Source organism: Streptomyces xanthophaeus (assembly GCF_030440515.1).
Classification (GTDB): Bacteria; Actinomycetota; Actinomycetes; order Streptomycetales; family Streptomycetaceae; genus Streptomyces; species Streptomyces kutzneri.
On sequence record NZ_CP076543.1, the window covers coordinates 6,506,603 to 6,528,427 of the forward strand.

The 21,825-nt window shown below is 74.2% G+C and carries 18 protein-coding genes and 7 tRNA genes; 14 read left to right on the forward strand and 11 right to left on the reverse strand.

The window, feature by feature from the left end:
• Window positions 1–51 precede the first annotated feature (51 nt).
• From cbiE to KO717_RS29085, 4 genes are all read left to right on the forward strand, one after another.
• The gene (gene cbiE / locus KO717_RS29070; RefSeq protein WP_301372304.1) at window positions 52–1,251 is read left to right on the forward strand and encodes a precorrin-6y C5,15-methyltransferase (decarboxylating) subunit CbiE; all 1,200 of its coding nucleotides are present in this window, start codon (window positions 52–54) and stop codon (window positions 1,249–1,251) included.
• 274 nt (window positions 1,252–1,525) lie between these two features.
• Window positions 1,526–4,654, forward strand: coding sequence for a nicotinate-nucleotide--dimethylbenzimidazole phosphoribosyltransferase (cobT, locus tag KO717_RS29075; protein WP_301372306.1), 3,129 nt, complete (start codon window positions 1,526–1,528; stop codon window positions 4,652–4,654).
• A 398-nt stretch (window positions 4,655–5,052) separates the two neighbouring features.
• The gene (gene cobA / locus KO717_RS29080) at window positions 5,053–6,297 is read left to right on the forward strand and encodes a uroporphyrinogen-III C-methyltransferase (protein WP_301372308.1); all 1,245 of its coding nucleotides are present in this window, start codon (window positions 5,053–5,055) and stop codon (window positions 6,295–6,297) included.
• Window positions 6,298–6,339: 42 nt separating this feature from the next.
• Window positions 6,340–7,140 (forward strand): TrmH family RNA methyltransferase, encoded by an 801-nt coding sequence (locus tag KO717_RS29085; protein ID WP_301372309.1) that lies wholly within the window; start codon window positions 6,340–6,342, stop codon window positions 7,138–7,140.
• A gap of 86 nt (window positions 7,141–7,226) precedes the next feature.
• Here KO717_RS29085 and KO717_RS29090 read toward each other — a convergent pair whose 3' ends face one another.
• Window positions 7,227–8,441, reverse strand: a complete 1,215-nt coding sequence (locus KO717_RS29090) for a serine/threonine-protein kinase (RefSeq protein ID WP_301372311.1) — start codon at window positions 8,439–8,441, stop codon at window positions 7,227–7,229.
• Window positions 8,442–8,968: 527 nt separating this feature from the next.
• On the opposite strand from KO717_RS29090, the gene KO717_RS29095 reads away from it, so the two are divergent.
• The gene (locus tag KO717_RS29095) at window positions 8,969–9,178 is read left to right on the forward strand and encodes a hypothetical protein (protein WP_393709588.1); all 210 of its coding nucleotides are present in this window, start codon (window positions 8,969–8,971) and stop codon (window positions 9,176–9,178) included.
• Window positions 9,179–9,441: 263 nt separating this feature from the next.
• On the opposite strand, the gene KO717_RS29100 is transcribed toward KO717_RS29095, so the two are convergent.
• The 5 genes from KO717_RS29100 to KO717_RS29120 all read right to left on the reverse strand — a co-directional run bounded on the left by KO717_RS29100 (window position 9,442) and on the right by KO717_RS29120 (window position 9,914).
• Window positions 9,442–9,513, reverse strand: a tRNA-Val gene (locus KO717_RS29100).
• A gap of 52 nt (window positions 9,514–9,565) precedes the next feature.
• Window positions 9,566–9,637: transfer RNA gene (locus KO717_RS29105), tRNA-Val, on the reverse strand.
• A 19-nt stretch (window positions 9,638–9,656) separates the two neighbouring features.
• Window positions 9,657–9,728, reverse strand: a tRNA-Val gene (locus tag KO717_RS29110).
• Between the two features lies 1 nt (window position 9,729).
• Window positions 9,730–9,803: transfer RNA gene (locus KO717_RS29115), tRNA-Cys, on the reverse strand.
• Window positions 9,804–9,841: 38 nt separating this feature from the next.
• Window positions 9,842–9,914 (reverse strand) — tRNA-Gly (locus KO717_RS29120).
• A 180-nt stretch (window positions 9,915–10,094) separates the two neighbouring features.
• Here KO717_RS29120 and KO717_RS29125 point away from each other — a divergent pair.
• The 3 genes from KO717_RS29125 (at window position 10,095) to KO717_RS29135 (ending at window position 12,895) form a co-directional block, all read left to right on the forward strand.
• A complete protein-coding gene (locus tag KO717_RS29125) occupies window positions 10,095–11,180 on the forward strand; it encodes a chorismate-binding protein (protein WP_301372313.1) in 1,086 nt (361 codons plus the stop codon).
• Complete coding sequence (locus KO717_RS29130; protein ID WP_301372314.1) at window positions 11,177–11,998, forward strand: aminotransferase class IV; 822 nt, start codon at window positions 11,177–11,179, stop codon at window positions 11,996–11,998. Before KO717_RS29125 ends, KO717_RS29130 begins: the two co-directional genes overlap by 4 nt.
• 72 nt (window positions 11,999–12,070) lie before the next feature.
• On the forward strand, window positions 12,071–12,895 hold the full coding sequence (locus KO717_RS29135; protein WP_301372315.1) for a GNAT family N-acetyltransferase: 825 nt from the start codon (window positions 12,071–12,073) through the stop codon (window positions 12,893–12,895).
• On the opposite strand, the gene KO717_RS29140 is transcribed toward KO717_RS29135, so the two are convergent.
• Window positions 12,892–13,392, reverse strand: a complete 501-nt coding sequence (locus KO717_RS29140; protein WP_301372316.1) for a DsbA family protein — start codon at window positions 13,390–13,392, stop codon at window positions 12,892–12,894. The genes KO717_RS29135 and KO717_RS29140 overlap by 4 nt on opposite strands.
• 196 nt (window positions 13,393–13,588) lie before the next feature.
• Between KO717_RS29140 and KO717_RS29145 the strand changes: the two genes are divergently transcribed.
• On the forward strand, window positions 13,589–14,032 hold the full coding sequence (locus KO717_RS29145; protein ID WP_301372317.1) for a hypothetical protein: 444 nt from the start codon (window positions 13,589–13,591) through the stop codon (window positions 14,030–14,032).
• A gap of 214 nt (window positions 14,033–14,246) precedes the next feature.
• Here KO717_RS29145 and KO717_RS29150 read toward each other — a convergent pair whose 3' ends face one another.
• Together KO717_RS29150 and KO717_RS29155 are read right to left on the reverse strand one after the other, a co-directional pair.
• Complete coding sequence (locus KO717_RS29150) at window positions 14,247–14,867, reverse strand: CGNR zinc finger domain-containing protein (RefSeq protein WP_301372318.1); 621 nt, start codon at window positions 14,865–14,867, stop codon at window positions 14,247–14,249.
• A 198-nt stretch (window positions 14,868–15,065) separates the two neighbouring features.
• Window positions 15,066–15,479: an SsgA family sporulation/cell division regulator gene (locus KO717_RS29155; RefSeq protein ID WP_030011909.1), complete on the reverse strand. Its 414-nt coding sequence runs from the start codon at window positions 15,477–15,479 to the stop codon at window positions 15,066–15,068.
• A gap of 177 nt (window positions 15,480–15,656) precedes the next feature.
• Here KO717_RS29155 and KO717_RS29160 point away from each other — a divergent pair, with 177 nt between their 5' ends.
• The gene (locus KO717_RS29160) at window positions 15,657–16,154 is read left to right on the forward strand and encodes a TIGR02611 family protein (RefSeq protein WP_301372324.1); all 498 of its coding nucleotides are present in this window, start codon (window positions 15,657–15,659) and stop codon (window positions 16,152–16,154) included.
• Between the two features lie 46 nt (window positions 16,155–16,200).
• Window positions 16,201–16,272 (forward strand) — tRNA-Val (locus KO717_RS29165).
• Window positions 16,273–16,321: 49 nt separating this feature from the next.
• Here KO717_RS29165 and KO717_RS29170 read toward each other — a convergent pair.
• A complete protein-coding gene (locus KO717_RS29170) occupies window positions 16,322–18,667 on the reverse strand; it encodes an SCO7613 C-terminal domain-containing membrane protein (protein WP_301372325.1) in 2,346 nt (781 codons plus the stop codon).
• Between the two features lie 151 nt (window positions 18,668–18,818).
• On the opposite strand from KO717_RS29170, the gene KO717_RS29175 reads away from it, so the two are divergent.
• A tRNA-Val gene (locus KO717_RS29175) sits at window positions 18,819–18,890 on the forward strand.
• A 62-nt stretch (window positions 18,891–18,952) separates the two neighbouring features.
• Here KO717_RS29175 and KO717_RS29180 read toward each other — a convergent pair.
• Window positions 18,953–19,678, reverse strand: coding sequence for a 3'-5' exonuclease (locus tag KO717_RS29180; protein WP_301374840.1), 726 nt, complete (start codon window positions 19,676–19,678; stop codon window positions 18,953–18,955).
• A 203-nt stretch (window positions 19,679–19,881) separates the two neighbouring features.
• On the opposite strand from KO717_RS29180, the gene KO717_RS29185 reads away from it, so the two are divergent.
• Both KO717_RS29185 and KO717_RS29190 read left to right on the forward strand, forming a co-directional pair.
• On the forward strand, window positions 19,882–20,460 hold the full coding sequence (locus KO717_RS29185) for a DUF4365 domain-containing protein (protein ID WP_301372326.1): 579 nt from the start codon (window positions 19,882–19,884) through the stop codon (window positions 20,458–20,460).
• Window positions 20,460–21,665 (forward strand): hypothetical protein, encoded by a 1,206-nt coding sequence (locus KO717_RS29190; RefSeq protein ID WP_301372327.1) that lies wholly within the window; start codon window positions 20,460–20,462, stop codon window positions 21,663–21,665. The genes KO717_RS29185 and KO717_RS29190 overlap by 1 nt, the downstream gene beginning before the upstream one ends.
• Window positions 21,666–21,825: the final 160 nt, after the last annotated feature.

Genomic DNA, 21,825 nt, shown 5'->3' on the forward strand with positions numbered 1-21,825 from the left:
CGTGCCCGCCCCGACGACCCCCCCCGACCCCAGACCAGGAGACTGACGAAGATGGCCGACCGGGTCACGGTGATCGGCTGGGACGGTTCGCCCCTGACCGCGGGCGCCCGGTCCGCGCTCTCCGCCGCCACCCTCGTGGCCGGCGCCGCGCACCACCTCGCCCTCCCCGAAGTACCGCCCACCGCGGAGCGCATCCGCCTGGGCAGTGTCGGCCTCGCCGCACGCCGCATCGCCGGCCACCGCGGCACCGCGGTGGTCTTCGCCGACGGGGACCCCGGCTTCTTCGGCGCCGTACGCACCCTGCGCGCCCCGGAGCACGGCCTGGAGGTCGAGGTCGTCCCGGCCGTCTCCTCCGTGGCCGCCGCCTTCGCCCGCGCCGGCATGCCCTGGGACGACGCCCAGGTCGTCGTGGCCCACCCCCGCACCCTGCGCCGCGCGGTCAACGTCTGCCGCGCCCACGCCAAGGTCGCCGTCCTCACCTCACCCGGCGCCGGCCCCGCGGAACTCGCACTGCTCCTCGAAGGAGTTCACCGCACCTTCGTCGTCTGCGAGGAACTCGGCACGGACCGGGAGCAGGTGAGCGTCCTCACCTCCGACAAGGCCGCCGACCACAGCTGGCGCGACCCGAACGTCGTCATCGTCATCGGGGGCGGGGGACCGGCCCCCGCGGACGCCGGCTGGCTCTTCGGCCAGAGCGCCGCCCGGTCCGCCGACCGCGGCTGGGCCGGGCCGCAGGCCGACGCGGGAGAAGGCGGGTCCGCCCAGCTCCGCGCGGCCCAACTCGCCCGGCTCGGCCCGCGTACCGGAGACCTCCTCTGGGACATCGGCGCCGGATCCGGCGGCGTGGCCGTGGACGCCGCCGCCCTCGGCGCCGCCGTCATCGCGGTCGACGCCGACCCGGCCGCCTGCGACCGCATAACCGCCGCCGCCCGTGAGCGGGGAGTGCAGCTCCAGGCCGTCGCCGGGCGCGCGCCGCACGTACTGGAGAACCTGCCCGAGCCCGATGTCGTCCGCGTCGGCGGTGGCGGCGCCGCCGTCGTCGCGGCCGTCGCCGAACGCCGTCCCGAACGGATCGTCAGCCACGCCTCCACCCGCGACGAGGCGGAGGCGATCGCCAGGGCACTCACCGAACACGGTTACGCCGTCGAGTGCGCACTGCTCCAGTCCGTCGGCCTGGACACCCGGACCTGGGCCGAACAGGACCGTTCCGTGGTGTTCCTCCTGGCAGCGGAACGCCCCGCCACGCGCTGAGTCGAGGGCCGGGGTAGGCTGGCCGATCGTCGTACTGCCCCGGACGATTCGGGCATCGCGGCACCGCCTGGACGCGCGACGTGGCGCAGTCCACAGAGGACCGTGACGGTTATGGCCGCCACGGTGGCCGACGGGCGCGACAATGCTTACTGGTTGTCGTGCAGGCGTATGCGAGACGAGCTCGTCGCACCGCAACCCCGCAGGCAAAACCGCTCGGCGGCCTCGTGGGCGACCGGGCGATCGAAGAGGCAACACCGATGGGCGAGGGGTAAGCATGACTGACACCGGCCAGGTCCCGGGCGAGGGTCTCCCGGACAACGCGGGCATGGTGGATCAGCAGAGCGTCCCCGCTCCGGTCCAGATCCCGGCACCGATTCCCGCGGGCTACGCCTTCCAGGACCTCATGGACAACCCGGCCGAGCCGGAGGACGAGGAACTGCTGCTGATGCCGAGCGGCCAGGGTGCGTGGAGCGACCCGCAGGTCGTCCCGCAGGCCCCCGCCTTCCCCGCCGTGCCCCAGCTCGGCGAGCCGCCGGTGTTCACGGACCAGTCCTACGCCGCCGCGCCCGCCTATCCCGAGGCCCCGGCCGCGTACACCGAGTTCCCTCCGCCCGTGTTCACCGACGGCGGCTACAGCGCGGGCGCGCACGAGACGGGCGGCCGTGACTCCGGCGCGCTCGACCTCGGCGGGCTCGTCGTCCCGCCCCCGGCGGCCCCCGCCGCCCCGGTGGCCCCCGCGGCCCCCGCCCGGCGCCCCCTGCACATGGGCCCGCCCATGCCCGAGGCCGGCGGAGTCGTACGGTCCCTCGCCGACCGGGGCCCTGCCGCCGCCATGCCCGCCCAGCCCGCCCCGATGGCCGCCGTGAGCACCCCGTCGGCGCCCCTCCCGCTGCGCCAGGCAGGACCCCCGACCACGGGACCCGAGTACCTGGACATCCCGCGCGCAGAGACCGCCCCGGCCCCCGCGGCCCAGCCGGGCGAGATCCCGCCGCAGGCCGGTGCCCCGTGGACGCCGGAGCCGGTGGCGGAGCCCGCCCCCGCCGAGGCCGCAGCCCGGCCCGTGGAGCCGGAGCCCGTCCCGACCCCTGCGGAGCCGGTGGTCCACGCCGAGCCGGTGGTGGCCGAGCCGCTGCAGTCGGAGCCGGAGCCGGAGCCGGAGCCGGTCGCGGTCGAGCCGGAGCCGGTCGCGGTCGAGCCCCAGCCGGAGCCGGTCGCCGTCCAGCCCGAGCCCGTGGAGCCCGAGCCCCAGCCCGAGCCGGTGGCGGCCCTCGTGGCCGAGCCGGTCCAGCCGGAGCCCGTCGCCGAGGTACAGCCGGAGCCCGCACCCGAGCCGATCGCGGCCGAGCCGGTGGTGGCCGTGGAGCCGCAGCCCGAGCCGGTCGTCCCCGCCGAGGCGGTGGCGGCCGCGGCGCCCGAGCCGGTCGCCGAAGCGCAGCCGGAGCCGGAGCCGGAGCCCGCACCCGAGCCGATCGCGGTCGAGCCGATCGCGCCCGAGCCGGTGGCGGCCGTGGAGCCGCAGCCCGAGCCGATCGCAGTCGAGCCGATCGCGGCCGAGCCGGTGGCCCAGGCCGAGCCGGTGGCTGTGGAGCCCCGGCCCGAAGAGCCGGCCCCCGCCGAGCCCGCAGCCGAGGGCGAGCCCTCGGTGGACGTTCCGGCCGAGCCCGCCGCAGGCGAGGCGGCCCCCGGCTACGCCGACGCCGAGCGCGAGGCCGTCCTGCGCGTCATGCGCGAGCGCCGCGACATCCGCAACGGCTTCCGCACCGACCCCATCCCGCACGAGGTGCTGCTCCGCGTCCTGGAAGCCGCGCACCACGCACCCAGCGTGGGCCACTCCCAGCCGTGGGACTTCGTCGTCATCCGGTCGGCCGAGACCCGCCGGGCGATGCACGAGCTCGCCCAGCGCCAGCGCGAGGCCTACGCGAAGTCCCTGCCCAAGGGCCGGGCGAAGCAGTTCAAGGCACTCAAGATCGAGGCCATCCTCGACACCCCGGTGAACATCGTCGTCACCGCCGACCCCACCCGCGGCGGCCGCCACACCCTCGGCCGCCACACCCAGCCGCAGATGGCCCCGTACTCCGCGGCCCTCGCCGTCGAGAACCTCTGGCTCGCCGCGCGCGCCGAGGGCCTCGGCGTCGGCTGGGTCAGCTTCTTCGACGAGCGCGAGATGGTCCGCGAGCTGGGCCTGCCCGAGCACCTCGAAGTGGTCGCCTACCTCTGCGTCGGCTACGTCGACGAGTTCCCCGAGGAGCCCGAGCTGGCCCAGGCCGGCTGGTCGCAGCGCCGCCCGCTCTCCTGGGTCGTCCACGAGGAGACCTACGGCCGCCGCGCGCTGCCCGGCGAGGAGCCGCACGACCTGCTCTCGGAGACGGTCGCCAGCATCCGCCCGCTCGACGCGAAGGCCCTGGGCGAGGCCTGGGAGCGCCAGAAGCGCATGACCAAGCCCGCCGGGGCCCTGGGCATGCTGGAGATCATCTCCGCGCAGCTGTCCGGCCTCTCCCGGGTCTGCCCGCCGCCGATCCCGGAGCCGGCCGCGGTCGCGATCTTCGCCGGTGACCACGGCGTGCACGCCCAGGGCGTGACCCCGTGGCCGCAGGAGGTCACCACCCAGATGGTGGCCAACTTCCTGGGCGGCGGAGCGGTCTGCAACGCCTTCGCCAACCAGGTCGGCGCCGAGGTCTGCGTGATCGACGTCGGCGTCGCGGGCGACCTCCCGGCCACCCCGGGCCTGCTCCCGCGCAAGGTCCGTCCCGGCACGGCCGACCTCTCCACCGGCCCGGCGATGACCCGCGAGGAAGCCGTCGCGGCCATCGAGGTGGGCATCGAAACGGCCCGCGACCTCGTCGCGGCCGGCAACAAGGCGCTCCTCACGGGCGAGATGGGCATCGCGAACACCACGGTGTCCGCCGCCCTCATCTCCGTCTTCACGGGGGTCGACCCGTCCGAGGTCACCGGCCGTGGCACGGGCATCAACGACGAGACGCACGCCCGCAAGGTCGAGGTCGTCCGCCGCGCCCTGGAGCTCCACCAGCCCGACCCGGCGGACCCGATCGGCGTCCTCGCGGCCATCGGCGGCCTGGAGCACGCGGCCATCGTCGGCCTCCTCCTCGGCGGCGCGTCGCTGCGCACCCCCGTGATCCTGGACGGCGTCAGCGCCGGAGCCGCCGCCCTGGTGGCCCGCGCGATCGCCCCCGAGTCCCTGTCGGCCTGCATCGCGGGCCACCGCAGCGCCGAGCCGGGCCACGTCGCGGCGCTCAACAAGCTGGGCCTGCGCCCGCTGGTCGACCTGGACCTCCGCCTCGGCGAGGGCACGGGCGCCCTGCTCGCCCTCCCCCTGGTCCAGAGCGCGGCCCGCGCGATGCACGAGGTCGCCACGTTCGACTCGGCGGGCGTCACGGAGAAGTAACCCGTGCCGGTCCGGAGGCGGGTGCGTTTCCGGACCTGTGGCGGGGTCCCGTCCGGGATCCGGCTCGTGCCCGGGTCCGCCGTGGGGCGGGGACACTCCGGGATGTCCCCGCAGGTCGAGCGAACCCACCACCGGCCGACAGGCCGGTCCGGCTCAGGGTTCGCGAGCCGAGGAGACGTCCCGGAGGGGCACCGCCCCACCGCGAAGCCGATCCCCAGCCCCGCCGGCGTTTGAGGCGCGGGGTCCGGGGCGGAGCCCCGGGGCGCAGCCCCGTCCGCGCCTCGGGACGGCCCGCGCCGTATGGTGGACCCGCACCAAGAATCCGCACGTCAGCACACCGCCGCTCCAGAGCCGCAGCGGCACGACAGATCGACTGCCGCACCAGGAGCCGCACCGCCATGGCCGACACCCCCGCCTACCCCGTAGGACTCCGCCTCGCCGGCCGCCGCGTCGTCGTCATCGGCGGCGGACAGGTCGCGCAGCGTCGCCTTCCCGCGCTCATCGCGGCCGGCGCCGATGTCCTGCTCATCTCGCCCTCCGCCACCCCCTCCGTGGACGCCATGGCCGAGACCGGTGAGATCCGCTGGGAGCGCCGCCGCTACCAGGACGGTGACCTCGCCGACGCCTGGTACGCGCTGATCGCCACCCAGAACCGCGAGGACAACGAGCGCGCCTCCGCCGAGGCCGAGCGCGAGCGCGTCTGGTGCGTCCGCGCCGACGACGCCTCCGCCGCCACCGCCTGGACGCCCGCGACCGGCCGCATCGAGGGCGTCACCGTCGCCGTGCTGACCGGCAACGACCCCCGCCGCTCCGCGGCCGTCCGCGACGCCGTCGTGGAGGGCCTGCGCGACGGCACCCTCACCGCTCCCTCCCACCGGCACAAGGCCACCCCCGGTGTGGCCCTCGTCGGCGGCGGCCCGGGCGACCCGGACCTGATCACCGTGCGCGGCCGCCGCCTCCTCGCCGAGGCCGACGTGGTCATCGCCGACCGGCTCGGCCCCCGTGACCTGCTCGACGAGCTTCCGCCGCACGTCGAGGTCATCGACGCCGCGAAGATCCCGTACGGCCGGTTCATGGCCCAGGAGGCCATCAACAACGCCCTGATCGAGCACGCCAAGGCCGGCAAGGCCGTGGTCCGGCTCAAGGGCGGGGACCCGTACGTCTTCGGCCGCGGCATGGAGGAACTCCAGGCCCTCGCCGAGGCCGGCATCCCCTGCACCGTCGTCCCCGGCATCTCCAGCTCCATCTCGGTGCCCGGCGCCGTCGGCATCCCGGTCACCCACCGCGGTGTGGCGCACGAGTTCACCGTGGTCAGCGGCCACGTCGGCCCCGACGACCCGCGCTCGCTCGTGGACTGGGCCTCCCTCGCCAAGCTCACCGGCACCCTGGTGATCCTGATGGGCGTGGACAAGATCGGCCTGATCGCCGAGGCGCTGGTGCGCCACGGCCGCTCCGCGGACACCCCCGTCGCCGTGATCCAGGAGGGGACCACCGCCACCCAGCGCCGGGTGGACGCCACCCTGGCCACGGTCGGCGAGACCGTGCGTGCCGAAGAGGTCCGCCCGCCGGCCGTCATCGTCATCGGCGAGGTCGTCCGCGTGAACGGCCCGGGCGACCGCACCCTCCCCACCACCAGCGCCTGACAGGCCGTTGGCACCGCACCCAGGACAAGGCAGTATCACCCTGTGGCTGATCTCATCACCGTGACCGACCCCGACGACCCGCGCCTGCGCGACTACACGGGCCTGACCGACGTCGAACTCCGGCGCAGGCGCGAGCCCGCGGAGGGCCTTTTCATCGCCGAGGGCGAGAAGGTCATCAGACGCGCCAAGGACGCCGGGTACGAGATGCGCTCGATGCTGCTCTCCGCCAAGTGGGTCGACGTCATGCGCGACGTCATCGACGAACTCCCGGCACCGGTCTACGCCGTGAGCCCCGAGCTCGCCGAGCGCGTCACCGGCTACCACGTGCACCGCGGGGCCCTGGCCTCCATGCAGCGCAAGCCGCTGCCCACGGCCGAGGAACTGCTGTCCACGACCCGGCGGGTGGTCGTCATGGAAGCGGTCAACGACCACACCAACATCGGGGCCATCTTCCGCAGCGCCGCCGCACTCGGCATGGACGCGGTGCTGCTGTCGCCCGACTGCGCGGACCCGCTCTACCGCCGCTCGGTGAAGGTCTCCATGGGAGCGGTGTTCTCCGTCCCCTACGCCCGCCTGGAGGCCTGGCCGAAGAGCCTGGACTCGGTGCGCGAGGCCGGCTTCAAGCTGCTCGCCCTCACCCCGCACGAGAAGGCCACGCCGATCGACGTGGCCGCGCCGCAGTCCCTGGAACGGGTCGCGCTGATGCTGGGCGCCGAGGGCGACGGCCTGTCCACGCCCGCGCTGGTCGCCGCCGACGAGTGGGTACGGATCCCCATGGCGCACGGCGTGGACTCGCTGAACGTGGGCGCCGCGGCCGCGGTCGCCTTCTACGCGGTGGCCTAGGGGGTGTCTTGCCGGGTCAGGACGGGCTGACCGGCAAGACACCCCCAGGGCCGCGCCGCGCAGTAGGACCCTGCCGAACGCCTGAGCTACAGCTTCTGGGCCGCCGCGATGCCCAGCGCGACGATCAGCGTCACCACGACGAACACGATCAGCCGCTGCCGCATCAGCTTCGGATCCGGCCGTGAGGGGCGCCGTCCCGTCCCCGTCGTCCTGGGGGCCGGACGGCCGCCCGTACGCCCCGAGGTCGGCCGGGAGGACGGGCCGCCGGGGTGCTGCGGGTGCCGGGAGGACGAGGGCCGGGCGTGCGGTCCGCTCGGGGAGCCGCCCTGGGCCCGGGGCGTGGTGCTGCCGTCCGTACGACGCTCCGTACGCCGGCCGGGGTACTCCTCGGCCCCGCCGATCCGCTCCGCCTCGGGCAGCCGCCCGGTCGGCCGTTCGACCCGGGCCCGCTGGGCCGGCGGGCGCCCGTCCGAGAGCCCCTGCGCCTCGCGGGCCGCGATCTCCTTGAGCCGCATCGACAGCTGGAGCGTGCTGGGCCGCTCCTCGGGGTCCTTGGCGAGGCAGGCCCGCACCAGGGGCGCCAGCGCGTCCGGCACGCCCTGCAGGTGCGGCTCCTCGTGCACCACGCGGTACAGCATGACCTCGGAACTGCCGTGCCCGAAAGGCGAGTCGGCGGTGGCCGCGTAGGCCAGGGTGGCGCCGAGGGCGAAGACGTCGGTGGCCGGGGTGACGGCGGCGCCGCGCACCTGCTCGGGTGCGAGGAATCCGGGGGAGCCGACGGCCGTACCCACATGGGTGAGGGTGCTCGCCCCGGTGGCCCAGGCGATGCCGAAGTCGATGATCCGGGGGCCCTTGGGCGACAGCAGGATGTTCGAGGGCTTGAGGTCGCGGTGCACGACCCCCGCCTCGTGGACGGCGACCAGGCCCTCGGAGAGCGCGGCGCCCACGGCGGCGATCTGCGCGGCCGTCAGGGGCCCTTCCTCGGCCACCTTGTCGTGCAGCGAGGGACCGGGCACGTACTGGGTCGCGAACCAGGGGCGCTCGGCCTCCAGGTCCGCCGCCACCAGGCGTGCGGTGCACCCGCCCCGGATCCGCCGGGCGGCGGACACCTCACGGGCGAACCGTGAGCGGAACTCCTGGTCCTCGGCCAGATCCGGCCGGATGACCTTGAGCGCGACACGCTGCCCGCGCCGGTCCGATCCCAGGTAGACCACGCCCATGCCGCCGGCGCCGAGCCGCCGGTGCAGTCTGAACGAGCCGACGACACGCGGGTCCTCGCGCCGGAGCCGCATCATCGCCATGTCCACCCCGCTGACCGGTCGTCCTGTTGACGTGGCACAGCTTACGGACCATCCGGCATGCGTGCTCAGAGGCCGCGCCCTCGCCGGGGGATTCGATTGTCAGTGCGCCACAGCACACTTGAGGGGGCGTCGGCGCCGTGGTCCGAGAGCGCCCCCAAGGTGGTCCGCCCGGCCAAGCACCCCTTGCGCCAAGGGGATTGGAGCCTGGGAGCAGCTCCGGACCCGCTCCGGTGCGCCCGTACGCGGCTCGCGGCCGAGTCGATCTTGCCGACGGCCGGTGGGCGGACACGCGGCAACAGGGAGTGACGCAAGTGAGCGAAGTCACTACCCTCCGGTCATCCCCTCCGGGAAGTCCCCCATAACGGGGGAGCCGTCTCCACCCAGGGGAGTACGCGGGGGAGGCCCCGTCATCCTCCTGGAGGCCCGGCAATGGGTACGAGGGCATGAGGCCAGGAGCCGCCCACCCGCCTAGTGTTGAAGACAAGCGGCGGGTGGCGCACTCGTCCCCCGAGGTCACGAGCCCGCCGCTGCCAGACGACAGGGAGAGGACCATGGCGGACATCGCACGGCACGGACGCAAGGCATTCGCGTTCAACGGCCACGAGTCCGGTACCCGCCACCCCCTGGTGGCCGCGGCCATGGTGCTCCCCCTGGCCGCCCTGCTGCTCTTCCTCTTCGGAGGCTTCGATCAGCTGGCGGCGCAGGCGTCGTCCGTGGGCGTGATGCTGGGGCGCTGAGCGGCGCCCCAGGTCCGGGAGAGCGGCCCGGACCGGGACATCGGCCTGCCGAACCCCGTGGGGACGGGGGAGCGGCGGACGGACGGCAGGTGAAGGGTGCTGCCCGTACGACTGGGGAGTCGGACGGGCAGCACCCTTTTTCGTGCACCGCTTTCCCGCACCCGGGCGCCGGGCCCGGCATCCCGGCCGTTCGCGCACGCGGCCCACTCGTGCGGGGGAACGCGAAAGCCCCGACCGTGGGAACGGTCGGGGCTTTCAGGTAGTGCGCGATACTGGGATTGAACCAGTGACCTCTTCCGTGTCAGGGAAGCGCTCTCCCGCTGAGCTAATCGCGCGGGCTCCGCAGCTCGAAAGCCGCAGGTGGAACAAGGTGGTGCAGGTGCTGCGTGCGCGATACTGGGATTGAACCAGTGACCTCTTCCGTGTCAGGGAAGCGCTCTCCCGCTGAGCTAATCGCGCGGGGATCCTTGCGGATCAGTGGACGATACTGGGATTGAACCAGTGACCTCTTCCGTGTCAGGGAAGCGCTCTCCCGCTGAGCTAATCGTCCTTGGAGGTGGAGACGGGATTTGAACCCGTGTAGACGGCTTTGCAGGCCGTTGCCTCGCCTCTCGGCCACTCCACCTGGAGCTGCAGGGGTTCTCGGGAAGATCCCCCACTTCGAGCGGACGACGAGACTCGAACTCGCGACATCCACCTTGGCAAGGTGGTGCTCTACCAACTGAGCTACGTCCGCAGGTCACCGTGTTCGCTCCGGGGTTTTCCCCCTTCGCTCCCTGGCGACGAGTTGAACTCTAGCGGATTCCCGGGCCAGCTCAAAAACGCGTTTCCGCAGCGTGCTGCCGCTCGATCACCACAGGTCACCCTGCCGTCACCGCACCGGCGCCGTGCCGTCACCGGTCATAGACTCGCAGCCGTGCACGACCTGCCTCCCATGGCCCGCTTCGGCGGCCTTCTCGCGACCGACCTCCGTGACGTCACCAGCGATCCCGCCGCCCTCGACTCCACCGGCTTCTGGGCGGTGTCCGCCGACTTCGAAGGGCGGCTCGTCTGCGCGCGCTTCGGCGACGTACGCCGCGAGCCGGTCCCCGCGCCCGTTCCGGGTGCCTGGCGCGGACCCGACCCCGACCGGTGGACCTCTTCCCTCGACCGCGCCGCCTACGTGGCCGGCGTACGGCGCGTCCGTGAGTACATCGCCGCCGGTGAGGTCTACCAGGCCAACCTCTGCCGGGTGATGTCCGCGCCGCTGCCCCACCCCGACCGCGCCGATGTCGACGCGCTCACCGCGCTCCTCGCGCGCGGCAATCCCGCACCCTTCGCAGGAACGATTCGCCTGGCCGCCCACGGCGTCGAGATCGCCACCGCCTCCCCCGAGCTGTTCCTGCGCCGGTCCGGCCGGCACATCGAGTCCGGCCCCATCAAGGGGACCGGCCGCACCGTCGACGACCTGCTCCCCAAGGACCACGCCGAGAACGTGATGATCGTCGACCTCGTACGCAACGACCTCGGCCGGGTCTGCGCGACGGGCTCCGTCGCCGTCCCCGAGCTGTGCGCCGTCGAGGAGCACCCCGGCCTGGTCCACCTCGTCTCCGTCGTGAGCGGCGAACTCGCCGACGGCGCGGGCTGGCCCGAGCTGCTCGCCGCCACCTTCCCGCCCGGTTCCGTCACGGGCGCGCCCAAGTCCTCCGCCCTGCGGATCATCGAAGCCCTGGAAACGGCCCCGCGCGGCCCCTACTGCGGAGGCATCGGCTGGGTCGACGCGGACCGGGGCACCGCCGAGCTCGCCGTGGGTATCCGTACCTTTTGGATCGACCGCGAAGCCGCCGGCGGCCCTCGTCTGCTCTTCGGCACCGGCGCGGGCATCACCTGGGGCTCCGATCCCGACCGTGAGTGGGCGGAGACCGAACTCAAGGCCGCCCGGCTCCTGCGGGTGGCCATGGGCCACGAGGTGAGCGGTGGTACGCAGGGGACGAACGACACGATCGGAAGGACCGCACCATGAAAATCTGGCTCGACGGAGCCCTGACCGAGGTGGACAGTGCGAAGGTGTCCGTCCTCGACCACGGCCTGACCGTGGGCGACGGCGTCTTCGAGACGCTGAAGGCGGAGCGCGGCCGCGCCTTCGCGCTCACGCGTCACCTGGAACGGCTCACCCGCTCGGCCCGGGGCCTGGGTCTGCCGGACCCCGACCTCGACGAGGTCCGCCGCGCCTGCGCCGCCGTACTGGAGGCCAACCCGCTGGAGCACGGGCGGCTGCGCATCACCTACACCGGCGGAGTCTCCCCGCTCGGCTCCGACCGCGGGGACGCCGGGACCACCCTGATCGCCGCCGTCGCGGACTCCCCCCGCCGCCCGGACACCACCGCCGTCGTCACGGTGCCCTGGGTGCGCAACGAGCGGTCCGCCGTGGCCGGGCTCAAGACCACCTCCTACGCCGAGAACGTGGTCGCCCTCGCCGCCGCGCACCGCGCCGGGGCCTCCGAGGCGCTCCTCGCCAACACCCTCGGCCGGCTCTGCGAGGGCACCGGCTCCAACGTCTTCGTCGTGCTCGACGGAGAACTGCACACCCCGCCGCTCGACTCCGGCTGCCTGGCGGGCATCACCCGGGCCCTGATCGTCGACTGGGCCGGTGCAAAGGAGACCGACCTGCCCTTCGAGGTGCTGGAGCGGGCCGAGGAGGTCTTCGTGACGTCCTCGCTGCGCGACGCCCAGGCGGTGCTGCGGATCGACGACCGCGAGCTGGGGACCGCGCCCGGACCGGTCACGGCCGAGGTGATGCGGATCTTCGAGGTGAAGGCGGGCGCGGACCTCGACCCGTAGAGCGGCAGGGCCGTGCGGCTTCCACCGGAGGAGGGCTGTCGCGGCGGCCGCGGGACGGGTAGAACTCAAGGGATGACCACCACCCTGCGGCCGTCCGGGCCGCTCCAGCACACGGCGGACGGCGCGCGTTCGCGCCCGTACGAGATCCGGGTCAACAGCAGGCGGGTCGGGGCACTGCTGATCGCCTCCGACACCCCGTTCGGGCCGACGGTCGGCGAGATCCGCGACCTGGACGTCGAGCAGGGCGACCGGCGGCGGGGGAGGGCCACCGTGGCCGCGCTCGCCGCCGAGGAAGTGCTGCGCGGCTGGGGCTGCCGCCGGGTCCGCGTCTCGGTCCCGGCGGATTCGGAGGCAGGCCTGTGCATGGCGGAGGCCCTCGGCTACACCGAGTACAGCCGGAACATGGCCAAGGACCTGCCGGCCGAGCCGCCCGTCCTCCCCGAAGGGGTGCTGGGCCGCCCCATGACGCAGGCCGAGTACGAGGGCTGGTACGCCGGAGCCGTCGATGCCTATGCCGCGAACTGGAGCAGCCGCGGCATGTCCGCCGAGGCCGCCCGCGCCAAATCGGTGGCCGACCACGAGAGCCAGCTGCCCCGGGGCCTGGCCACCCCGGGAGCCGTCGTCCTCGTCCTGGAGGCCGCCGGGGTGCCCGTCGGCCACGTGTGGCTCGCACCGCGCGGGGCGGGCTCGTACATCTACGACATCGAGGTCCGCGCCGAGCACCGGGGACACGGGCACGGCCGCCACCTCATGGCGCTCGCCGAGCGCGCCGCCCTCGCCGCCGGCCACCGCCTGCTGGCGCTCCAGGTCTTCACCGACAACACCCCGGCCCTGAGGCTGTACGTCTCCCTCGGCTACCGGCCCACCGACTTCAACTACGCCAAGGACCTGATCTAGGCCGTGTCCGCCAGCAGGCGGTCGGCGATCTCCTCGATACGGGCGCGCAGGCCGTCCTGGCTCTTGCCGCCGTCGAGGCGCTGCCCGTCGATCACGTACGTCGGGGTGCCGGTCACGCCGATCGCCTTGCCCTCGGCCTGGTCTGCGTCGACGATCAGGATGTGCCGCCCGTCGATCAGGGCGGTGTCGAACTCCTCGACGTCGAGCCCCAGTTGACGTGCCACGTCCAGCAGGACCGGCTCGCCGCGCTCGGCCAGCTCCGCGGTGCGCGCCAGCAGGGCCTCCGCGTAGGGCCAGCCCTGGCCCTGCTCGACGGCCTCCTCGGCGGCCTGCGCCGCGGCGAAGGCGTGCTTGTGCTTCTCCAGGGGGAAGTGGCGCAGCCGGATGTCCAGCCGGTCGCCGTAGCGGGCCCGCAGGGCGCGTACGTCGTCCAGGGCGCGGTGGCAGTCCGGGCACTGCAGTTCGCACCAGACGTCGAGGATCACGGAATCGGTCATACGGACAGTCTCCCAGCCCCCGCCCTTCCCACCGACCGGGACCTGCACCCGGCGACCTGGACCCAGGGAGGAGGCGCGACCCGGAGATGTCCCGGAGATCCGCCCGGGCGGGGCCCGGAACCTGGCCGCCGCGGCGGAGGGCGGTGCAGGATGGACAGGGACAGATCGCCGAGCCGCCGAGAGTCCGGAGGACCGCATGCTTGCCGAGACCATTTGCTCCGCGGTGTCAGTGGCGGGCCTGGGCATCGCCGCGGTCACCGCCTACCGCAAGCGCTTCCTGGCCGCCACGCGGATCACCGCGTACGCGCTCGTGCCGGTCGCCCTGGTGATGACGGGGTTCGTGGAGTGGGTGTCCGGGATGGTCTTCAATCCGACCGTCTGGGCCGGCTTCGGACTGCTGGGGCTGTCCTGGCTGCTCTTCATGACCACCCGCGCGATCGAGCGCCGCGGCCTCGCCGCGTCCGGGGAGCCCGGGAAGTCCGCGAAGAAGGTCAAGGGGAGCCCGGCCGCCGGTGCCGTCGCCCCGGCCGCCTCCGCGCCGTCCCTGGGCGCCGCCCCGGCCGGTTCGCAGGCGCAGTCCGCCGCCCCCACGGAGGACTTCTCCGACATCGAGGCCATCCTCAAGAAGCACGGGATCTGAGCACGGGATCCGGCCCGGCCCGGGCCTCGTCCACAAGATCGAGCGAACTCCCGCGCGGACGCTGGCGTGTTGAGGGCCGGTTGATGGTGCGCTGCGCCATCATCGGCCCGACATGTTCGACACATCGCACAGTGACCCGCCGGTACCCGCCCCTGTGGTGGAGGAGCCGCGAGGCTGTCTCTTCGCGCTCTCCCAACCACCCCTGATGATCTTCCTAGCGGTGATCGGCATCCTGCTGCTGCTCGCCGCCGTGCACGATCTCTTCCTGCTCTGACGCCTCCGCGTCGGCCTCCTTGCGCCGGGCCCGGTACGCCGCCACGTGCAGCCGGTTCCCGCAGGTCCGGCTGTCGCAGTAGCGCCGGGACCGGTTGCGGGAGAGGTCGACGAAGGCCCGCCGGCAGTCCGGGGCCTCACAGCGGCGCAGCCGCTCCTGTTCGCCGGAGACCACGATGAAGGCCAGCGCCATGCCGCCGTCGGCCGCCAGGTGGTCGCCCACCGACGCGCCCGGCGCGAAGTAGTGCACATGCCAGTCGTAGCCGTCGTGGTCGGTCAGCTGCGGGGTGGTGCCGGCCGTGGCCACGAGCTCGTTGATCAGTATGGAAGCCGCACGCGGGTTCGGGGAGGCGAAGACCTGGGCGAACTTTCCGCGCACCGTCCGGACGCCGGCCAGGTCGCGGGCGCTGAGCTCGCCGACGTCGCTGATCGAGTACTCCTGGACGAATCCGCGCAGCGCGCCGATGTCGGAGAGTCCGTCGGGCTGGTCGGCCTCGGCCGCTGTGTTCACCAGCGCGACGACGACGTCGAGCGCGCGACGGGTGTCGTGGGGGATCTGCACGGGGTCTCCCTCAGGGGCCGGGCCTGCGACGACGGGGGCCGTCGCCGCTGCCGCCCGACAATAGCGGGTCCCGCAGAGCACACCGGCGCCGTCCTCGCGGGTGGCTCCCGCGGGAACAGCGCCGGCATAGCGGTATGTGGTTGTCCGCCACGCACCGTCGCCCCGAGTCGGACGGTGTCGAGCGGCTGTAGGCCTGGCTCAGCTTTCGGCCAGGATGTGGGAGAGCTCCTTGTCGAGGTCGAAGTGCCGGTGCTCGGTCCCGGGTGGGACCGCGGCGTCCGTCCGCTTGAGGAACGACTCGAGTGCTCGGGCGGGTGCTTCGAGCAGTGCTTCTCCCTCCGGTGAGCTCAGGGCGATGCAGACGACGCCCTGACCGTGGCTGCGGGACGGCCAGACGCGGACGTCGCCGGTACCGGTGGGCCGGTGGAGGCCCTCAGCGAGGAGGTCGCGGGCGAATACCCATTCGACCGTCTCCTCGGCGCCGGTGTGGAAGGTGGCGTGCACGGCGTAGGGGTCGGCCGTGTCATACCGCAGGCCCGCGGGAACAGGCAGTGAGGACTCGCTCGACACAACGAGGCGCAGGTGCAGCTCGCAGCTGACCGTGGTGTTCATAAGCGCCAGGGCCTTTCGCTCAGTGTGCGCTCGGGGATTCGCACGTCGGCGAAATCGACATGCCACCTACGGTGCCGTTGTAAACCCCTCTGACCGTTTTGCGGACCTCTGGGTCCCTCGGACGGCGGATCCAAACCCGCATTCCGGTGTGCATCGAGCTCCGGTAGATTCGACTCCATGAATACGGGGAGTGACCGCGGAACCCAAGGGTCCGCCGCTGACGAAGCCACCACGGAAGCCACCACCGAACCGGCCGCGGATGCCACCGCGGAAGATGCCGCTGCGGAGGCCGCCGCGGAGGCGCCGCACGTATCGAAGGCCCCGGCCTTCATCAAGTCGAACAAGAGCCTGCACCTGAGCTGGCAGGTCGGCGTCTTCGTCGTCGGCCTCGCGGTCATCGCCGCCGGCGTCGCGATGCTCGTGCTGCCCGGCCCCGGCTGGGTCGCCATCTTCGCGGGCCTGGCGATCTGGGCCACCGAGTTCGCCTGGGCCCACCTCGTGCTGCGCTGGACCAAGCGGAAGGTCACCGAGGCCGCACAGAAGGCGCTCGACCCCAAGGTCCGCCGCCGCAACATCATCCTGACCAGCGTGGGCCTCGTCATCGCGGGCGCGCTGATCGGTTTCTACCTGTGGAAGTACGGGCTCGTCCTGCCCTGGAACCTCAAGGACCAGTGATGGTCAAGGAGCACCGCTGACATGCGGTAATGTTTGCGGTGCGTCCGGGCGATTAGCTCAGTGGGAGAGCACTTCGTTCACACCGAAGGGGTCACTGGTTCGAACCCAGTATCGCCCACCCGGACCTGAGGCCCGGAGACTTTCACAGTCTCCGGGCCTCAGTCGTTTCACCGGAGCCGGCCGATCGCGGCCCGCAGTCGGCGGGCGTCACGCAGCCGCCGCTCGTACGTCGCCCCCACCGCCAGCAGCAGCAGGCCCGCCAGGGCCGGCGGCACCCAGCGCGGGAGCGCGCCCGCCACCTGCACCACGTACGGGGCCAGCTCGTGCAGCGCCACCGCCGCCAGCACCGCCCCGCCGAGCAGGAGCGGAGCCTGGAGCCGCCCCCGCGCGCCCAGCAGGGTCACCGCCAGCGCGGCCGCCCCCAGCAGCAGCGGGCGCACCCAGCCCGGGTCCCCCCAGGCCGCCAGCAGGCTCGGCACCAGCGTCGCCGCCAGGCCCGGGCCGTACGCCGTCCAGGACGAGGCCTGCGGGTCCCGGCGCCGCCGCAGCAGACCCACCACGAGGGCGGGCACCGTCACCGGCAGCGTGTAGGCCTCCGGCGCGCTCACCCCGGCCTCCGCCAGCCGTACCCAGGTCGCCGCCGCGAACAGCGCCCCCGCCGCCCAGCCCAGCACCCGCCGGTCCGGCCGCACCGCGGCGCCCGCGCAGACCACCCCGGCCAGCGCCAGGACCAGCGCCAGGGTTCCGGCCCGCCCGGCCGACAGGCCCACCGCCACTGCGCCCGCCACGGCCGCCGCGATCTCGACGGGCAGCCGGACCCCGCCCAGCCGCGGCCCGAGAGCCGCCGCCAGCGCCGGGACCGCCAGCACCGGCAGCGCCCACCAGACCACCGCCAGGTCCGACACCGCACCCGCCGCCACCAGCACGCCCGTGGCGTACCCGACGGCGCACACGGCCGCCCCCGACCGGAGCGGGCGCGAAGCCGCCCCGTACGCCGCTGCCGCCGCGCAGCCCGCGCCCAGCAGCCCCCAGACCGCGAACGTCGCCGTCCGGCCGTCCAGCGTGCCCAGGGACACGTTCGCGGCACCCGTCAGCGCGCACACGGCGGCCGCGATCCGCGCCCCGCGCGCCGGGGAGCGCAGCGCGAGGACGCCCGCCGCGCCCGTCACCGCGAGCTGCGCCGCGAACACCGCCGCCACCGGGAACCCGAGCAGCACCGGAGCCGCGAACAGCCCCGCCCAGGCCAGGACCACCGCCACCACCGCCGGCTCCGGCCGGGACAGCGCCCGCGCGAGCCACCAGGCCGCCCCGGCCGAGATCAGCAGGGTCGCCGGGGCCGCGGCCGCAGCCCCCGCCCCGTACGGATCCAGGTCCGGGGTCGTCGCCGCCCACACCTCACCCAGCACCCGGAACCGGGCCACCAGGGCCGGGGCCACCACGGCAGCCGCCGACAGTGCCGCCAGGGACGCCACCACGGCCCCGGCCCGGGCCGACCCGTGCCGGACCGCCGCCGGGAGCGCAGGTACCCGTACCGCCGCCAGCAGCGGCAGCGCCAGCAGCAGGTGCACCAGCACCGTCCACGCCGGGTCCAGGTCCGGCCGGGCCACGCCGCCCAGGCCGGCCACCGCCGCCAGGGCGCCCACCAGCGCCGCGGCCGAGGCGCGAGGCTCCCGCCAGGCCGCCGACACACCCAGGGCCGCGCCCGCCAGCAGCAGCGCCGCGGGGGCCACGGCCTGCGCCGCCGACCCGGCCGACCACGACTGGGCCAGCCCGATCAGCAGCGCGCCCGCGCCCGTCACGGCCGCCGGGACGGCCGCCGCCCGCACCCGCAGGGCGAGCGCCGCGTCCAGCGCCGCCGTCGCCAGCAGCGCCCAGCCCAGCGCCTGCGGACCCGGCCGCGCGGCCAGTGCCGCCAGCGGCAGGGCGAACTGCGCCGCCAGCACCGCGGCCGGCAGCGGGCTCCGCAGCGTGCGCAGCCCCGAGCCGTAACCGGCCCACGCGGCCGCCAGCACGGCTGCCGCCCCCGCCGCGTAGCCGGCGCCGTTCGTGTCCGGCATGCCGACCGCGTACAGCGCGTACGCGTCGAGCACCGTCAGCAGCAGGCCGACCGCCGCGACCGACTCCGCCGTCGACCGCAGCCCGCGGCGCAGCAGGAGCACGGGCGCGCCCAGCGCCGCCGCCGTCACCGCGGCGAGCACCGCCGAACGCCCGGCGATCCCCATGGACCCCCAGCTCACCAGCGTGAACGCGAGCGCGGCGACCGCCAGCAGCACCGCGCCCAGGGTGAGCAGCACGTTCTGCGCGCTCGGAGCGGAGGCCTCCTTCGCGGGCCCGGCGGGGCCGGCGGGCGCGGCCTGGCCCCAGCGGACCGGAGCGGGCGCGCCGCCGGGCTGGAGCAGCAGACGCAGCAGCCAGTCCCGGCGGCCCAGCAAATACAGCCGCCGGGCATCGAGTTGGGCCAGCTCGCGGTCGATGAGCGCCAGCTCTTCGGCGGGCGGCAGAGGCGTGTTCATATCCGGAGTGTGGCGGCGGTCACGCAGTCAGGACATGGGCGTGCGTACTCAGATGCGCCCTGAGTAGGTACCTGACGTGCGGCGTGGGGGCCCGCCCGGGAGAAGCGGTTTGAACCAGCCCCGAGCCTTCTGTATTGTTCACTCCGTTCCCGGGCGATTAGCTCAGCGGGAGAGCACTTCGTTCACACCGAAGGGGTCACTGGTTCGATCCCAGTATCGCCCACCGGGACAGGCCGGTCCGTCACTGACGGACCGGCCTTCCGCATGTATGCGGCCCTACGCGACCTACGCCGCCGTCGACAGGTCCGGCCGCAGCGGCCAGTGCGGATCCACCGGCTCCGGCGTCCCCTGACGCGCGAACCACGCCTGCAGGCCCCGCGCCTGCGCCGCGTGCCACACCGCCTGCAGCGTGTGCAGCTCGGCCGGCGTCAGCCGCTCCAGACGGGCCGCGAACCGCCGCCCCACCGCCCGGACCAGTTCCAGCGAGGCCATCGCGTCCGCCGCCGCGTCGTGCGCGCCCTCCAGCTCGATCCCGTAGTGCGCGCACAGGTCCGTCAGCGTCCGGCGGCCCTTGCGGTACCGGTCCAGGTGCTTGTCCAGCACCCGCGGGTCCAGCACCGTCAGCGGCCGGTCGTCCAGGTACCGCGACAGCGACGACGCCCGGTGCCGGCGCAACTCCCGGTCCAGCAGCGTCAGATCGAACGGCGCGTTCATCACCACCACCGGTCGGCCCGCCACCTGCTGCTCCCCGAGCGCCCGGGCTATCTCCTCCACCACCGGCGCGGGCCAGCGCCCGTGACGCTGCAGGTGCTCATCGGTCAGCCCGTGCACTTCCGTAGCGCCCGCGGGCACCGGAATACCGGGATTGACCAGCCAGCGCGTGGTGCGGACCCTGCCGCCCGCACACTCCTGGACGATGAGCGCGGCGGACACGATCCGGTCCTGCTCGACGTCCACCCCGGTGGTCTCCGTGTCGAATGCGGCCAGCGGGCCCTCGTACCAGCGTGTCATGGCGAACTCCTCGTCCCCGAGCGGCGGGTGGAGCTTCCTGGACACACCACCCCCGCCGCATCGGTGATACCCGGGCTGTTTGCCCCGTACGCCGTTTGCGGGCAGCCGGGTGCGGAGACAACTTCCCTGGGGGGCCGTACGTATGACCGGTCGTCACCCAGCACCGCTCGCGGCAGAGCCCGCAAGGCACGGGGGAGCCGGCCATGGCGCTCACACAGCCCGAACAGGGCGGGGTGCTGCACGAGGGGACAGGTCCGCGGACCGGAGCCCTGCGCGGCACACTCGCCACCACCGCCTGTATGGAGACCCTCCAGGTGGGATACCTGCACGCCGTTGCGGCCGCCGCCGGGTGCTCGCTGTCCCAGCCCTTCCCCGACAACGGCATCGACTGGCACGTCTCCCACGGAGCGCCCGAACACGTCGTCGACGACGAGGTCACCATCAAGGTGCAGCTCAAGGCGACCTACCAGATACCGCCCCGGCCGGCCGGGGCCACCTTCGCCTTCACCCTCGACAACGAGCACCTGGTGAAGCTGGCCCGGACGCCCGTCGCCGTCCACAAGATCCTCGTCGTGATGCTCGTACCGAGGGAACGCGAGCAGTGGCTCGCCGCCGGACACGACCGGCTCGACCTGAGGCACTGCTGCTACTGGACCAACCTCGCCGGACACCCCGTGACCGGCCGGCGCCGCACCACCGTACGGATCCCGACCACGCGGATCTTCGACGACCGTGCGCTGTGCGAGATCATGACCCGGGTCGGGTCGGGAGGGACACCCTGATGAACCTGCACTCACCGCACCTCGAACCGCTCCCGTCCCCGCGGTACACCCCGGGCGGTCCCGATCCCGCGCAGGTCGACCCGCAGGTGCTGGGGGCGCTGCTGCACCGGCACGGATGGCTGCGGCGCGGCGGCGCGGCCGGCCGGTACGGCCGCTGGACCCCGCCCGGCCGCTCGGGCACCAGCCTGCTCGTCCCGGAGAGCCGCGCCTTCCCCGACTGCGCGGACCTGCTGGAGGAAGCACTCACCGCCCTCGCGCACGGCGGACTGCCCTCGGCGCGCGAGGTGCTCCTCGGGCTGAGCGTGCCCAGCGACGAGATCCGCTGGGAGCGGGAGATCCCGGAGGGGCCCTACGGGTACCAGGGCGAGGCCTCCTGGCCCGTGCAGGAACAGCTGCGCTCGGCCGCCCGCCGGCTCCTGCTCGCGGGGGCCCTCGCGGACCGGGCCCGGGCCGGGTACTACGGGGCCCGCCACCAGTCGCAGGCCGAGCGCACCCTGGACGGGGTCCTGGTGGGCCCCTCCCCGGGCGGGCGCCGGCTGACGGCGTACGTCCCCGTGGACGGCGGCCGGGGACCGGTGACCCGGCTGCACCACGCCCTGCACGCGGCCCGCGAGGCGGTGGACTACCAGCGGGCCACCGGCGGCATGGAAGCCTTCGACGCGGCGGTGGCCGCCGGGGTCAGCCGGGAACTCGCCGAGGCGCTCATCGCCCTGGTCCGGGGCTCGGAGGGCGCCCGGATCGCCCTGGCCTGGGCGCCGGCGGCCGGGGTCCCGGCGGGCTGCGCGGCCCGCCCGGAGCCGGTGGAGTTCTCCCCGGGGGACCTGCCCGTGCTGCGCGAGGCCGCAGCCCGGTACACCCGCGCGGAACCCGCCGTACCGGTCCGGCTCGCCGGGGCCGTGGTGCGGATGCGGCGCAAGGCCGCCGGGGGCGGAGGGACCGTACGGCTGCGGGTGCTGGCCGGGGCGGAGGTCCCGTACGTCCGGGCCGCCCTCGACGAGGAGGCGTACCGCATCGCGGGCCACGCCCACCTGGTGGGCCTGCCGGTCCGGGTCACCGGCCGGCTGCAACGCCGCGGCGGCTTCCGGCGGCTGTCCGACGCGGCGGACGTGACGCCGGTGCCGATGGACGAGGTCGAACGGGACCGGCTGATGAAGTCCCTGGACGCGGCCTTCGACCCCGAGGACGCGCTGCCGTCCGACGACTAGGTCGTCTCTGCCGGGTCTTGCCGGGCCCGCGGCGTCCGGCACCGCACCTGGCCGTGTTGGAGGGGCTCCCGAGTACGTCCAGTACACGGGAGCCCCTCCGCCTTGCCATGCACGGCACCGGACGCCGCGAGCTCGGCCGACAAGATCCGAAAGAGACGAC

Bases quoted from the DNA above. Each gene is read 5' to 3' on its own strand.
- cbiE (WP_301372304.1), top strand. From the start codon at position 52: ATGGCCGACCGGGTCACGGTGATCGGCTGGGACGGTTCGCCCCTGACC.
- cobA (WP_301372308.1), top strand. From the start codon at position 5,053: ATGGCCGACACCCCCGCCTACCCCGTAGGACTCCGCCTCGCCGGCCGC.
- KO717_RS29135 (WP_301372315.1), top strand. From the start codon at position 12,071: ATGACCACCACCCTGCGGCCGTCCGGGCCGCTCCAGCACACGGCGGAC.
- KO717_RS29130 (WP_301372314.1), top strand. From the start codon at position 11,177: ATGAAAATCTGGCTCGACGGAGCCCTGACCGAGGTGGACAGTGCGAAG.
- KO717_RS29145 (WP_301372317.1), top strand. From the start codon at position 13,589: ATGCTTGCCGAGACCATTTGCTCCGCGGTGTCAGTGGCGGGCCTGGGC.
- KO717_RS29180 (WP_301374840.1), bottom strand. From the start codon at position 19,678: ATGACACGCTGGTACGAGGGCCCGCTGGCCGCATTCGACACGGAGACC.
- KO717_RS29160 (WP_301372324.1), top strand. From the start codon at position 15,657: ATGAATACGGGGAGTGACCGCGGAACCCAAGGGTCCGCCGCTGACGAA.
- KO717_RS29170 (WP_301372325.1), bottom strand. From the start codon at position 18,667: ATGAACACGCCTCTGCCGCCCGCCGAAGAGCTGGCGCTCATCGACCGC.
- KO717_RS29090 (WP_301372311.1), bottom strand. From the start codon at position 8,441: ATGGCGATGATGCGGCTCCGGCGCGAGGACCCGCGTGTCGTCGGCTCG.
- cobT (WP_301372306.1), top strand. From the start codon at position 1,526: ATGACTGACACCGGCCAGGTCCCGGGCGAGGGTCTCCCGGACAACGCG.
- KO717_RS29190 (WP_301372327.1), top strand. From the start codon at position 20,460: ATGAACCTGCACTCACCGCACCTCGAACCGCTCCCGTCCCCGCGGTAC.
- KO717_RS29140 (WP_301372316.1), bottom strand. From the start codon at position 13,392: ATGACCGATTCCGTGATCCTCGACGTCTGGTGCGAACTGCAGTGCCCG.
- KO717_RS29155 (WP_030011909.1), bottom strand. From the start codon at position 15,479: ATGAACACCACGGTCAGCTGCGAGCTGCACCTGCGCCTCGTTGTGTCG.
- KO717_RS29185 (WP_301372326.1), top strand. From the start codon at position 19,882: ATGGCGCTCACACAGCCCGAACAGGGCGGGGTGCTGCACGAGGGGACA.